This window comes from Streptomyces sp. NPDC057702 (assembly GCF_042799315.1).
GTDB lineage: Bacteria > Actinomycetota > Actinomycetes > Streptomycetales > Streptomycetaceae > Streptomyces.
In genome coordinates this window covers 1-14524 of the sequence record NZ_JBHVJC010000073.1, presented here as the reverse complement: position 1 = coordinate 14524, position 14524 = coordinate 1, and the positions used below count along the sequence as shown (strand labels likewise).

Genomic DNA, 14524 nt, shown 5'->3' with positions numbered 1-14524 from the left:
GCCGATGACCGCCAGGCCCGCCACCAGGCCGTCGGTGATCTTCTCCGACGCCTGGACGAGGAAGACCCAGGCCTTGCCCTTCCACAGTTCGGCGCCGGCAGCGGCCCACCGGGCGCCGGCGTGCGCGCCGTGACCCGGCGGAGGAGCGGGCCACGGGCCCCGACGGGGCGGCCGGCGCGCCGGGCGCGGGCGGCATTCCGGTCGGCCCGGGCATTCCCGTGGGCCCCGCCGGACTGGCCACGGTCGGGCCGGCGGCGGACGAGCAGAGCGGCGGTCAGCGGCGCAGGCCGAACCGGCACGCGCGCGGCGACGGTACGGAGCGAGGCGAGGCGGGGGCGCCGGGTGGCGCCGTCGCGCTGCCCGGCGCGCCGGGGGCGGGGCCCGTACAGGGACCGGTCGGCCCCGACGGCGGACCGCCGCGCGCCGGCGGCGCGGCACCGGCCGCCGACGGGCCGCGGGCCAGCCGACAGCTCGCCGACTCGCGACACGGCGGGCACCTTGCCGCCCCGGGGCGCGGCGGACAACTTCCCGTACCGGCGCAGGGCCAGCCCGGCCAGTCCGCCTCGGACGGCGCGGCGGGCGGACGGCGCGGCGCGCACGCCGGGCAGCGTGAGCAGGCACAACGGTCGGGCGGGCCGGCGCAGGGCGGCGCGTTGGCGCTTCCGCCCGCCGCGGGCGACGCGCGGGGCGAGCCACAGGGACCGGGCGGTCTGGAGCCGGCCGCGCTCCCCGGGGCGGCGCCGGGCCGGCAGCCGGGGCCGACGGGCGCGCGCCCGTCGGGGCCGGAGACGGGACCCGCGGCGTCGGGTCCGGGCGGCGCGGACCCGCGCTCCGGTGGCTGGGCCGCCGCCCCGCACGGTGGGCCCGCGGCGGTGGACCCGCAGGAGGCGGCGGGGCCGCAGCGCCCGCAACCGCAGGAACTCGCTCCGGGGCCAGGGCAGGGCCCCGGCCAGGACGCGCCGCAGGGCACGGGGCGGCGGCGGGCGCGCCGGGCGTTGGGCGAGGCCGAGCAGCCGGTGCCGCCGCAGGGCGCCACGGCGCGCCAGCCACACGCGCCAGGGGCGCACGCGCCGGGCGCGGGCCAGCAGCCCGACGCCGCGCAGCAGACCGTTCCGCGGCAGGCGGCGCACGAGGTGGCGGCGGGGCGTACGCCGTTCGCGCTGCCACCCGCCGCGGCTGACCAACACCCCGAGGCCGACCCGCAGGGTGTGGTGCCCCAAGGTGTGGGGCCTCAAGGTGTGGGGCCCCAAGGCGTGGGGCCGGCCAACGCGCCGTGGGCGCCCGGCGTTCCCGAGCCGCGTGCCGAGGCCGCTCCGCCGTGGGGCACACCCGCCGAGGCGGGTGGCGCGCCGCGCGGCGAGGGCCCGTACGACCAGGCACCGCAGGGCCAGCCGGGGCAGCGGCGCGCGCGGCGTCCGCTCGCCGACGAACAGCCGCGCCCCGACGCCGACGCGCGCCACGGCCAGCCCGGCCAGGCTGGGCAGCCCGGCCATATCGACGCCCGCCCGCAGCCGGGCCGGCCGGGCGAACAGCCCGCCGGTCGGCGTCCGCTGGGCGACCCGGGCGCCGCGGGGCAGGCCACGGGCGGCGAGGCCCGACCGGCCGACCCGTGGGGCGGGCGGCCCGCGCTGCCCGGCGCCCCGCAGCAGGGCAACCCCGCGCACGGGCCCCAGCACGGTGGCGCCCCGCAGGGCGCTCCCCCGCACGGCGAGCCGCGCCGTGACGCGAGCCATGACACGCAGGGCCGCCCGATCAGCGTGCGCACCCTGGGCCAGGGCATGCCGTTCGCCCAGGCCATTCCCGACCAGCCGCCCGCACTTCGGCAGTCACCGCAGCCACACCAGCCGGGACAGCCCGGCGGTCAGCCCCCGCACGCCGGGGGCCAGCCGGTCGCGCAGCAGCCGGGCCAGCCCCCCGTGGGCGCGCCCGGTGGCGCGGTCGCGGGGTCGGGCCGACGACGGAAGCTGGCCGCGCGCCCCGAGGCGGGATACCCGGCGGAGGCGGCCGGGCCCGACGGCGCCGGCCAGCCGCACGAGGGCGAACCGGCCGGGGCGGGCCGGGCGCCGGGCCCGGAGGCGGCCCCGCCGCCGGGGCGCGCGCAGCCGTCCCACCGCGCGCCGCAGCCGATGCCGCAGGCCACGTCGCCGCACGCGGGGCAGCAGCCGCAGCAGCGGCTGGCCTCCGGCGCCGGGCGCGCCTTCGCCATAGGCGCACCGGACGAGGGGGCCGAGGGCCCCGAGCCGCTGGACGGGCCGCACGGCGTGGTCGAGGTCGTCGACGACCACCGCCCGCCGATGGACGACGAGTTGCCGCCCGAGCCGCTGGACAACCCGCGCCGACTGCTGGTCTGGCCGGCGCCCGACATGTCCACCCAGCAGGCGTTGAGCGACCGTGGCTACCGGCCGGTGATCGTGCACTCCCGCGAGGAGGTCGACGCGCAGATCGCCGCCTACCCCGCCGCGCTGTTCGTCGACCCGCTGACCGGCCCGATCACGCGGACAGCGCTCCAGTCGCTGCGTACGGCGGCGGTGGCGGCCGAGGTGCCGGTACTGGTCACGGCCGGCCTCGGGCAGGCGACCCGGGAGGCGGCGTACGGCGCGGACCCGGCCGTCCTGCTCAAGGCACTGGCCCCGCGCGACAGCGAGCAGCACCCGCCACGGGTGTTGCTCATCGAGGAGCACGAGCCGATCGCGGGCGCGCTCAACGCGACGTTGCAACGGCGCGGCATGCAGGTCGCGCGCGCGAACACGGACGCCGAGGCGGTCAACCTCGCCGCCCAGACCCGGCCCAACCTGGTGGTCATGGACCTGATGCAGGTACGCCGACGGCGCGCCGGCATCGTCGACTGGCTGCGCGGCAACGGCCTGCTCAACCGCACCCCGCTGGTCGTCTACACCTCCGCCGACATCGACCCGGGCCAGCTCTCCCGACTCAGCTCCGGCGAGACCGTGCTCTTCCTCGCGGAGCGCTCGACGAGCCCCGAGGTCCAGGGCCGCATCGTGGACCTGCTGGCCAAGATCGGCACCAACTAGCGGCCCACGCGAGGCGCGCCAGGCGCGCGGAACGCCAGGCGCGCGGAACGCGCGGGGTGGCTGGACCGCGCGGGGTGGTTGGATCGCGCGGGGCGGTTGGACCGCGCCCGGGGCCGGCCGGGGGTGGGCGTCGGTCGTAGCCCTGGCCCTGGCCGGTGACGGCCGGGTTGGGCGTGGGGGCTGGGCGTGGGGGCTGGGCGTGGGGCGTGCAGTCCGGTACCCGTGACGTGCGGGGCCGAGCCAGGCTGTCGGAGCCGGCTGGGGTGGGCGTGAGTCCGCTGGGGCGACAGGAGTCGGGCCGGGCACGTGGGGCGGGGAGCGGGGCGCGCGTGGTGCGCGGAGCCGGGCGCGTGGCCTGCGGGGCCGGACCGTCGGAACACCGGGGCGGGTGTGGGCCACCGGGCCGACAGCGGCCGGACCAGGCGCATGCCGGGCGGGGCCGGGCGCATGCCGGGCGGGACCAGGCGCGTGACCTGCGGGTCTGGGTCGCGCAGGCGGCCCCGAGGGGGGCGCCGATCGCAGCCGGGTCCGGTGAGGGCCGGGCGGGACGCGTGACCTGCGGAGCTGGGCCGAGCCGTCGGAACCGGCCGGAGTGGGCGTGAGCCGCCGGGCTGACGGGAGCCGGTCGGGCGCGCGTCACGCGAAGCCGAACGCATGACGTGCGGGGCTGGGCCCGACAGGCGGAACCGGCCCGGGTGGGCGTCGGTCGTGGCCGGACGCGCTGGCGTCCGGGGGAGTCGGAACGGTCGTGTGCCGGGGCGGGGCGGGCGCGGTTCGGGCGGCGGGCGGGCGTCACCGGTCGCCGTCCGACGCCGTTGAACCCTCGTTGACCTCCAACAACCGTCGCCGCGCGGCCAATTGTCAGACCCCCTTGGCACGATGGTCGGCATGAGCCACACCATCGCGCACACCAGCACGGGCCCGGTCGTCGTCCCGGCCCGCCCGGGCGGCGACCCCGGCACAGCGTGGGGCGACCGCCCCGACGGCATACGCCGGGAGGCTCGGGCCCCGGCGGAGTGATGTCAACACCCCGCGCCACGCACGCGGTCGGGCCCCGGACCGAGTTCGGGGCCGGGGCCGGAAGCGGAGCCAGAGGCGGGCCGGGCCGGGCCGGGCCCCGAGCGTGCCGCCAGCACGCGGACTCAGCCCCTGACCAGGCGTAACGAGCACGCACGCGACGTACGCGGGCGGCGTCCACCGCGCCGTGCGGCGCCGCGTCACGACACGTCATCGACCACGACGCCGCCGGCCCGCCCACGCCGGGGGCCGGTTACCGGGGAGGTCGAGCACGGAGGAGGGAGTACGCCACGGGGCGGCTCGACCGGCGCGCCCGGGGCGCGTACTTCCGCCCTCCCCGACCCGCGCGCCTCCTCACCTCACCTGCCCGGATCCCGCCCGGCGATCCGTGACGGCCCCCGTCGTTGGTACGAGGCACGCCATGCCCCGTACGCGCGAGGGCGAGATGCGCTGGGGCGAGATGCGCTGGGGCGAGATGCGCTGGGGCGAGGTGCGCTGCGGTGGAGGCGCCGTGGGACGCGGGATCGCGTCGTACGGCCCGACGCGCGGGGCCGGTAGGGCAGTGCGGGCGCTCGCGCGCGGGGCGTCGGGTCCTGATCGGGAACACTTCGAGGAGAGCAGGTCATCGTGGCGGACGAACGGAACGGCGACCAGAACGAGCGCACGCCGGATCACACGGCGGTGCGGGTGGCCCTGTGGCGGGCGCTGCACGTACGGGCCGACCCGCCGCCGCACGTACTCCGGGACGAGGTCGGTCTGCGGCTGGCGGACCCGGGCGCGGACTGGGAGCGGCGCCCCGACATGGACGCGCGGGCCACCAGCGGGTTCCGGGCGGCCATCGTGGCGCGTGCGCGGTTCGTCGAGGACCTGCTCGCCGAGCAGGTGGCCCAAGGGGTCGACCAGTACGTCGTGTTGGGCGCCGGTCTGGACAGCTACGCCCAGCGCAGGCCGGAGGCCGCCGCCGGGGTGCGGGTCTTCGAGATCGACCAGCCGGCCACCCAGGCGTGGAAGCGCCGACGCCTGACGGAGCTGGGGTACGGGGTGCCGGACGGGCTGCGGCTGGTGCCGGTGGACTTCGAGGCGGGCGAGGACTGGTGGGAGCGGCTCGCCGACGCCGGCTTCGACCGGAGCCGGCCGGCGGTGGTGGCCTGCGCCGGGGTGACCATGTACCTCACGAAGGAGGCCACCGCGCAGGCCCTGCGCCGACTGGCCGGGCTGGCCCCCGGCTCGACGCTGGCCATGACGTTCATGCTGCCGACCGACCTCGTCGCCGACGCCGACCGCCCCGCGCTGGAGGCGACCAGACCGAAGGCGCGCGCGGCCGGCACGCCGTTCATCAGCTTCTACACCCCCAAGGAGATGGTCGCCCTCGCCCACGAGGCCGGTTTCGACGACGCCCGCCACCTCCCCGGCACCACCCTGGCCGACCGCTACTTCGCCCACCGCCCCGACGGCCTACGCCCCTCCACCGGCGAGGACTTCCTCCTGGCCACCCGCTGACGGGGCGCCCCCCGTACGGGAAGACCTCGTACGGGGCGCCCCCGTACGGGACGACCTCGCTCGGGACGCCGCCGCCGGAGGGCGATACGCGACGTGCCGGCACGACGGGTTCGGCCCGACGGTCGGGGCATCCGGGTCGTCGCCGGGTTTGGGCTCGGGTGGGGCGCGCGGGGGCCGGTTCGGTTCCACGCCCCGGTGGAGTGTGCGGGAGAGGCGTTCGATTCCGCGCCACGGACTGCGGGGCCGCGCCCTGGTGAGACGTACGGAGCGGCGGCCCGGCCAACCCAACGCCGGGCCGTGACCGCAGGGCCGGGCGGGACGCCGGGCGCCGACGGGGGAGGCGGGCCAGCCCGGCGCCGACCCGTGCCGGGCGCCGGTTAGGCGTGCGACCAGCCGAGTTGGCCGCCGCCCACTCTCGGACGGGCGCCCGAGCGCAACGCACGGGAAGACACCGCGCACCGAGGCCAGTCCGGCAACCCAACCGCACCACGCTCCACGACTCGGCGGGGCGTACGGGGGGAAGGCCAGTGGGTCGCTTCTCCCGTGACGCGTACGCGGAACGGGGCCTGCCTCGGGGGCTGTTCCTGGTTTCGGTGACCGTCCGACGACGGCGTCTTACGGTGCGCTTCGCCAGCCGGAGCGTACCGGCGGCCAGAGCGGCTCGGCTGCTGGCGAGGGGTGTCCGCCGGGGACACGGCTGGTTGGAGCGGGGCGTTCGCCGGCGCGGGGCTGGCGGCCGAGGGGGCACCAGGCTGGCGGTGGGCAGGATCTCGCAACGACGCCGAGCCCGGGGGCCCGCTCCCCGCTCCCCGCTCCCCGCTCCCCGCGAGAGTCAACTCGCTTACTCCGTAAGCACCTTGACGCATCCTGTCGCGCCCTGCGAGGGAATCCGTCAGTCGCCGCGACCTTGCCTCGTGTTCTGGTCGGGCCGCCGGCACTGCCGGCTACCTCACGGTGGGCGATGGGCAGTGGGGTCGCGGCGTCGTCCACGGTCCGCCCTGACCTGGGTCCCGGCCGGTCGTCAGCGTCGCGGCCCGCCCGCGCCGGATGCGCACGCGGGTGACGCGTTTCTCCCTCTCGGAGGAGGAAACGGCCCCCTTGCCCTGCCTCGCCCACACGCGGGCCCAGTTGACGTGTCCCCGCGAGGGTCACGCCCCGTCGTGTCCCCGCGAGGGTCGCGCCCCGGCCCTCACCCGTAGGGGGCGAGGGCCCACCCGTAGGGGCGGGGTCTCCCCGTACGGGCGGGGTCTCCCCGTACGGGCGAGGTCTCCTCGTACGGGCCGGGCTCGTGCCCGGTGGGGGCTCGCCTCGAATCGGTGAGGGCTCCGGGAGCGGGGGGCCGGGCGTCGGGGCTCGGCGCTGAGCCGACAGGGCCGGGGCTCTCCGCCTCGCGTGCCGCCACACGAGGCGGAGAGCGGAATTGTTTGCCGAGGTCGGGCCGCTTGCCGAACAACTCGTGGCCGCCTGGGATGGGAACCGGAAGCCACGGGAAGCGTCGGCGATCCGGCGCGGCCCACCGCACAGGGCCGCGCGCCCCGGGGGGGGGGCGGATCGGTGCGGCGAGCGCTCGTCGTGAGGGGAGGCGCGCCGGGCCCCGTGACTTCCGGCCACCCGCCGCCCGGCGGGGCCCATCCCGAGGGCCCCGCCGGGCGGTCGGCCTGACTCCCCCCGCCACCCACCCGACACGCCGCACGGAAGGCACCCGTGCGGAACACGGCGTACGGGAAACACCCGCACGCGACGCGGCCGTCCGGGAAACGCCCGCACGAGACGCGCCGCACGCGACGCGGCCGTCCGGGAAACGCCCGCACGAGATGCGCCGTACGCGACGTGACCGTGCAGGACGTGACCGCACGCGACGCCGTACGGAAAGCATCGCGACAGAAGCTGACAGAACGCGACAGAGGGAGAGTTCACCATGGCCGTTACCTTCACGCCGCGGTGCCGCGCGGCACTGGCCGTCGCCACCGCGCTGGCCGCCTCGTTCGCCGCCGTCCCGGGGGCCGCGCGCGCGGCCGACGCGGGGCGTACGCCGGGTGCCGATCCGGCCGCCGCGCGTACGGGCGACCGGGCCGCCCGGGTGCCGGCGGACGTGCTCGACCTCAGGAACTGGAAACTGACCCTCCCCATCGGCAAGGACGAGCACCCGACCGAGATCACGCAACCGAAGCTGGCCACGTACTCCAACGACCCCTACTTCACGGTCGCGGCGGACGGCACGGGCGTACAGTTCCGCGCGCCCGTGAACGGCGTCACCACCGGCGGGTCGAAGAACCCGCGCTCGGAGCTGCGCGAGATGAAGAACGGCGGTAAGGACAAGGCGAGTTGGTCCGCGAAGTCGGGCACCCACACCCTCACCGTCCGCGAAGCCTTCACCCACCTGCCCAAGAAGCGCCCCTACGTGGTGGGCGCCCAGATCCACGGCGGGGACGACGACGTCACCGTCTTCCGCCTGGAGGGCACGAAGCTCTACATCACCGAGAAAAACACCACGCACCACCGGCTGGTCACCGACGACTACAAGCTCGGCACCGTCTTCGAGGCCAAGTTCGTGGTGGCGGGCGGCAAGATCAAGGCGTACTACAACGGCGAGTTGCAGACCACGATCTCCTACTCCGGCTCCGGCAACTACTTCAAGGCCGGCGCCTACACCCAGGCCCACTGTGGCAACACGGACCCGTGCGACTCCGGCAACTACGGTGAGACCGTCCTGCACGGACTGACCGTCAAGCACGACGACTGAGCGGGTACGCGGCGAGGGGCGGGCCGACCCCGTACGACCAGCGGGCCGGCCCCGTACGACCAGCGGAGCGCAACCCGGAGTACCACGGGGCCATCCCGTACGACCACGGGTCGCAACCGTGACACGCGGGTCAGCCCCGTAGTACCGAGGGCCGACCCCGTACGACCACGGGTCGACACCCGACCGGCACCGGTCCGTGTCCCCTACGGCCCCCCGTACCCGTACGACCACGGGTCGGCCCGGCCCGGGCGGGCCCGCCGCCGGCCACGCCCCGTCCGCCGCGCCGGGCCTCAACCCAGTCGGGTCACGTCCAACTCGCCCTCCGCGTACTGCCGGCGGATCACCTTCTTGTCGAACTTGCCCACGCTCGTCTTGGGCACCGCCGGCACCAGCGCCCAGCGCTCCGGCAACTGCCAGCGCGCGATGCGCTCGGCGAGGAAGGTCCGCAGCTCCTCGTAGTCCGCCTGCGCGTCCTCGCGCAGGACGACGGTCGCCAGCGGGCGCTCTCCCCACTTGTCGTCCGGCACCGCCACCACGGCGGCCTCCGCCACGCCCGGGTGCGCCATCAGGTGGTTCTCCAGTTCCACGGAGGAGATCCACTCGCCGCCGGACTTGATGACGTCCTTGGCCCGGTCGGTCAGCGTCAGGTAGCCGTCCGGCGTGATGGTGCCGACGTCGCCGGTGCGCAGCCAGCCGTCCGGGCTGAACTTGTCCTCCGGGCGCAGCGGCTCCCCGGCCGCGCCCCCGTAGTACGCCCCCGCGATCCACGGCCCGCGCACCTCGAGCTCGCCCGCCGACCGCCCGTCCCACGGCTGGAACGTACCGTCCGCGCCGGCGAGCCTGGCCTCCACCGAGGCGGGGAAACGCCCCTGGGTGGCCCGGTAGGCCCACTCCTCCTCCTCGCTCAGCCCGCGCGGCGGGTGGGCGATGCAGCCGAGCGGCGAGGTCTCGGTCATGCCCCAGGCGTGCAGGACGCGCACCGCGTGCCGGTCCCAGAACGCGCGCATCAGCGAGGGCGGGCAGGCCGCGCCGCCGATGATGACGCTGCGCAGCGAGGCGACGTCGCGCCGGCGCGCGTCCAGCTCGGCCAGCAGGCCCTGCCAGATGGTGGGCACGGCGGCGGCCAGCGTGGGGCGCTCGACCTCGATCATCTCGGCGAGCGGCGCGGCCTGGAGGAACCGGTCGGGCATCAGCAGCGTGGTGCCGGCCATGAACGCGGCGTGCGGCAGCCCCCACGCATTCACGTGAAACATCGGCACCACCGGCAACATCGTGTCCGCCACCGTCATCGCGAACGCCTCGGCGTTGTTGACCTGCATGGCGTGCAGGTAGATCGACCGGTGGCTGTACGCGACGCCCTTCGGGTCGCCGGTCGTCCCGGAGGTGTAGCAGAGCACTCCGGCCTCGCGCTCGTCCAGTTCCGGCCAGTCGTAGCTGGACGGCCGCCCGGCCAGCAGTTCCTCGTACTCGTGCACCTGCGGGCGCGCGTCCGCGAGCACCGACCGGTCGCCCGCGCCGGCCACGACCACATGCTCCACCGTCGGCAGGTGCGGCAGCAGCGGCGCGAGCAGCGGCAGCAGCGAACCGTTCACCAGCAGCACCCGGTCCGCCGCGTGGTTCACGATCCAGACGAGCTGGTCGGCCGGCAGCCGCAGGTTGAGCGTGTGCAGGACGGCGCCCATGGACGGCACCGCCAGGTACGCCTCAAGGTGCTCGCCGTTGTTCCACATGAGCGTGCCAATGCGCTGGTCACCGCGTATCCCCAGCTCGTCGTGGAGCGCGTGCGCGAGCCGCGCGCACCGCTCGCCTATCTCGGCGAACGTGCGCCGCTCCGGCGCTCCCTCTCCCGTCCAGGTGATCACCTGCGAGTTGCCGTGCACCACCGAGCCGTGCCGCAGAATGCGGCTGACCGTCAGCGGTACGTCCTGCATCGTGCTCAGCACCGGGACCTCCGAGAAAAGGGTGTGAGTTACGCGCGAGTAAGGGATGCGCTGAAATATCGCAGCCACCCGGTGGGATGTCACTAGGCGCGGGCTCCGCCGGGGCCCGTTTCGGACGCTACGGCACGACCGGCGCGCGGCCCACCCGGAGCGCGCGGGGTCGTGTAGCGCCCCGAAAGGCGCGCGGAGCAGCGCGTACGCCCTTAGGGTGGCCGGCCAGCGCGAACGCGAGCCCGCGTACGGCGCGCGGCCGGGCCGGGCCGGTGGTGTGAGTTCCGCTACGCGACGCGGTCCGCCGGCACGGCGACAGCCGTACCCGAGGCGGCGGAACGGGCGCGTCGGGACGCGGCCCGGGCACGGGCCGGGCATGGCCCGGGGGCGAGGGGCGTCGGGACCGGGGAGCGGGTGGTGACGGGGTGCGGCGCATCGCGTCGGCCCGGGTGGCGCGCGTACCGCGCCGCGCGACATGCGGCGCGGGACCCGGCCGAGGTGGGTCGGGCCGGGGCGGGCCGGGCCGGGGTGGGCCCGGCCCGGGCACGTCTGCCGGGATACGGAGACGGGGCCGGGCTCGCCGAAAGCACGGCGCGGGGCAGGCGCGCGGGGCAGGCGCGCGGGGCAGCGCGGCCCGGCGCGTCGGGGGCGTGCGGCGCGTCTGGGGCAGAGGCGGGTTGCGGGATACGTCCAGGTCCACGGGGTGCCGGGCGCGGAACGCGGGGTGCTCACCGGCTGGCTCTGGGGCGAGCGCCGGGCGGGTCGGTGGTGCCGGGGCGGGCGGCGCGGCGCGGCGGTGCGGAGACCGCGGCGGTGTGGGGACCACTGGTCACGGGGCCCGGCCGTACGCGGGGCGGGCCCCTACCGACCGGCGAGCCGACGACGCGCCACCGGCCGATCCGACGGGGCGCGAACAGGGCACCCACCCAGGCAACCTCTCGCGCGGCGGCCTCGGCCGCGGCGATCTCACCCGGGGCGGTCTCGTACGCGGAGGGGACACACCCGGGACGGTCTCACCCCGCGCCGTCTCGTCCGCGGCAGTCTCACCCCACGCTGTCTCACCCAGCGCCGTCTCACCCGGGACGGTCTCACGCGGGACGACGGCCGCGCGGGCGAAACGGGGCCGGAACCGGGCCCCCCGCGCGGGCGATGCCGCGAGGCGGGAAGCGGCGGCCCTCGCCCGGGGCGCCGCGGGCCCTACGCGGCCTGGCTCAGCTCCGGGTCCTCACGGAGCTTGCCGAGGGCGCGGGAGACGGCGCTCTTGACGGTGCCGATCGAGACCCCGAGCAGCTCGGCGGTCTGCGCCTCGCTCAGGTCCTCGTAGTACCGCAGGACGACCATGGCGCGCTGCCGGTCCGGGAGCCGGACCACCGCGCGCCACATCGCGTCCCGCAGCACCTGCTGCTCGGCGGGGTCGGGCGCCGGCGTCGGGTCGGGCTCCGGCAGCTCCTCGCAGCAGAACTCGTCCACCTTGCGCTTGCGCCACTGCGAGGTGCGGGTGTTCACCAGGGCCCGGCGCACGTAGCCGTCGAGCGCGCGGTGGTCCTCTATTCGTTCCCACGCCAGATACGTCTTGGTGAGCGCCGTCTGGAGCAGGTCTTCCGCGTCGCTCGGGTTCGCGGTCAGCGACCGGGCGGTACGCAGCAGCACCGGGCCGCGGTCCCGCACGTACGACGTGAACGACGGGAACCCGGCGGTGCTAGCAGTGGATGCGCTGTTGCACACAGGCGTGGTCATGGCGATAACGCTAGAAGCGGAGCCACCCGCGCGGATCGGCCGTAGGTGCCGAAGCAAAGTCCGCCTCTGGTTGTACGGGTGGGGCTGACACCACCTCCTACGGGCGGAGGGCTCTCAGGGTCTGTCAGGGTTGCGCGACCGGGCGCCAAGCGCCGTTCCCACCCGTCGCGGCATGCCACGCCTGGCACGACAGGGGTCCGACACCCTTCCGGGTGCGTGGACCCCAGGTAGGACCACGGCCCGGAGAGGCCACCGCCCGGCCCGCGACGGGCGGGCCGGACGGAGCGGCCCCGGCAGGTCGCCCGACCAGCCGGCCCGGGCGCCCCCGCCCAGCCGACCGGCCAGGCAGGGGGCCGGTCAAGCACGGGGTCGGCCAGGCAGGGGGCCGGCCAGGCAGGGGGCCGGCTCAGCGGACGACCGCGACCGGCGCGTCCACCCGGTTGCGGTCGATGGCCAGCCGACGGCCCCCGTGCTCCTCGACGACGTCCCCCGCGTACTGGTGGATGCGCCGGTGCGGATGCCACGCCTGACGGTCCAGCCACTTCTCGCCGTACAACGACGGGGGTACGTTCCACCGCGCGAACCACATCACCTCCGGCAGATCCGGCTCGCCCGCCTTACGGGACTGCTCCATGTGACGTACCCCCGAGTTCGCGCTGCTGTAGAAGCCCGGCACGTACCCCTGCTGGCGTACCTCGCGGCTCCAGGAGCGCACGAACGCCAGCGTGGTGCGCCCACACCGGTAGCGCCGGTGGTGGTACGCCTCCATGTCGAGGTAGAGCGCGCTGCCCCGGACCATGCCCAGCCGGCCCGCGCTCGCCACGGCGTCCCGCGCCTCCGCGCGCCCCTGAGCCCAGGCGTTGTCCCCGATGGTGTACTTCCGCTTCATCTTCGCGATCACACACGGCGACTGCGATCCCACGTACACCGGCAGGACGTTCCACCCCAGCTTCGTGACCTCGCGCACCCAGCCCTTGTCGAGGTACTTCTGCGTCCGGCAGTGCCGGCCACGGCCCCCGAAGTAGACGCCGACGCCACGGTAGGGGGAGGCACTCCAGGCCCGCATCGTGCTCACCGGTGGCGCCTGACACCGGTCGAAGGCCCAGCCCTGGAAGACCCGCCGCTTGGGCGCTTCCACGGCGGGCGCGCCGACCGGCCGGCGCGCGGCGGGCGTGTCCGGGGGCGTGTCCGGAGTGGTGCGCGCGGGCGCGACGGCCCGCTGTTCGGCACGGGCGGGCGCCGTACGGGCCCGCGCGGGAGTGACGTGCACGGGCGTGATGCGGGAGGGCGCGGTACGGACCGGGGCGCTACGGCCCAACGTCGCGCCGCCCGTACGCCCCTCGTCCCGGCTCTCCGCCACCGACACCGGACCGGCCACCAGGACGCCGCACAGCGAGGCGAGCGCCGTCAGCAGCGCGACCACGCCGCCCGCCAGCCGCCCGGAGCGGCGAAACCACCCGGGGCGCCGGGTCGGTGGCGCCTGCCGTGGCGGCAGCCAGGGCGGCCGGCCCCGGGGCGGCCCGAACCGCGCCGCCACGCCCCGGCTCGGCCGCCCCGTGGGAGGCGCCCACCGCGCCGGCCGCCACAGCCGTACGAGCCACCGCCGTCGGGAGCTGATCCTCCGGTGCCGCCCGCCGGCCGTGACCGGCCGAACGGGCCCGACGGGCCGACGGCGCCCCGGACGCCAAGACCGCGGGCCCTGCCCGCGCGTGCCATACGTTTGTCCCATAAACCGAGTGAAGGCATCGCGCTCCCGCGCCGCCCGCAGACACGCCTGTCGTTCAGCCGTCTGCCCCCGATCACGCCCCCGGCCTAGCCCGGACGTGGTACCCCGAGCCGCCCTCGCGCCTCCGCCCTCCCCCCCGCACCCACGCCGAACGGCCACACCACCGGGCGGATCGGGCCCCTGGAGCAGCGTCGGTGGACCAGGAGCGGGCGGGGGCGAGGGGTCGGGGGTGGGGCGGGCGGCGGCAGACCGATCGGTGTCCGGGCCACGGTGTCCGGTGGGTCAGGGGCAGGCGGCTCGTTGTCCGGGACACCGGGCCCGGGTGAATCGGGGGCGGCCCGACCGGCGTGCGCAGCGCGTACGCGTACCAGCGCGCTCGGGCGCGCGCGCCACGCGCCCGCGCCCGCGAGCCCCGCACCTCCGCACCGTGCGGCAGCGGCAGCGGCAGCGGCAGCGGCAGCGGCAGCGGCAGCGGCAGCGGCAGCGGCAGCGGCAGCGGCAGCGGCAGCGGCAGCGGCAGCGGCAGAACGTACGGCACCACGCACGTCCTGGCGTACGGCACCTCTGCCAGGCACGAGATCCGCGCCCCGCACTCGCACCGGCTCCGCCCCCGGACTCCGCGTGCGGGAACGGGCGGGCGGTCAGCAGGACGCATCACGGGGGCGCGGCTGACCGGTGGGGGCGAGCCGTCCGTGGGTGCCCTCGGTCGCGCACGCTCCCCCGCACGGGCGCACCACAGCCGCGGGGGGGGGGGCGGCGGGGGGGGCCGCGCCCCCCCACCCCACCACCCCGGCCCCACCCCCCACCACCCAGCGCGGCACCACGCCCGGGGAGAGGG

Annotated in this window: 6 protein-coding genes and 1 pseudogene; 4 read left to right on the top strand and 3 right to left on the bottom strand. The window is 76.8% G+C overall.

What is annotated here, in order from left to right:
• Positions 1-1709 precede the first annotated feature (1709 nt).
• From ACFVFR_RS31625 to ACFVFR_RS31610, 4 genes and pseudogenes are all read left to right on the top strand, one after another.
• Positions 1710-3032: pseudogene (locus ACFVFR_RS31625) on the top strand (PAS domain S-box protein); the annotation flags it as partial.
• Between the two features lie 888 nt (positions 3033-3920).
• A complete protein-coding gene (locus ACFVFR_RS31620) occupies positions 3921-4052 on the top strand; it encodes a hypothetical protein (RefSeq protein WP_383708043.1) in 132 nt (43 codons plus the stop codon).
• A 624-nt stretch (positions 4053-4676) separates the two neighbouring features.
• On the top strand, positions 4677-5549 hold the full coding sequence (locus ACFVFR_RS31615) for a class I SAM-dependent methyltransferase (RefSeq protein ID WP_383708041.1): 873 nt from the start codon (positions 4677-4679) through the stop codon (positions 5547-5549).
• Positions 5550-7467: 1918 nt separating this feature from the next.
• A complete protein-coding gene (locus ACFVFR_RS31610; RefSeq protein WP_383708039.1) occupies positions 7468-8292 on the top strand; it encodes a polysaccharide lyase family 7 protein in 825 nt (274 codons plus the stop codon).
• A 290-nt stretch (positions 8293-8582) separates the two neighbouring features.
• Here ACFVFR_RS31610 and ACFVFR_RS31605 read toward each other — a convergent pair whose 3' ends face one another.
• The 3 genes from ACFVFR_RS31605 to ACFVFR_RS31595 all read right to left on the bottom strand — a co-directional run bounded on the left by ACFVFR_RS31605 (position 8583) and on the right by ACFVFR_RS31595 (position 13383).
• Entirely contained in the window at positions 8583-10235 is a 1653-nt protein-coding gene (locus ACFVFR_RS31605) for a long-chain fatty acid--CoA ligase (RefSeq protein ID WP_383708037.1), read from the bottom strand.
• A 1185-nt stretch (positions 10236-11420) separates the two neighbouring features.
• A complete protein-coding gene (locus ACFVFR_RS31600) occupies positions 11421-11960 on the bottom strand; it encodes a SigE family RNA polymerase sigma factor (protein ID WP_383708035.1) in 540 nt (179 codons plus the stop codon).
• 406 nt (positions 11961-12366) lie between these two features.
• The gene (locus ACFVFR_RS31595; RefSeq protein WP_383708033.1) at positions 12367-13383 is read right to left on the bottom strand and encodes a DUF1906 domain-containing protein; all 1017 of its coding nucleotides are present in this window, start codon (positions 13381-13383) and stop codon (positions 12367-12369) included.
• Positions 13384-14524: the final 1141 nt, after the last annotated feature.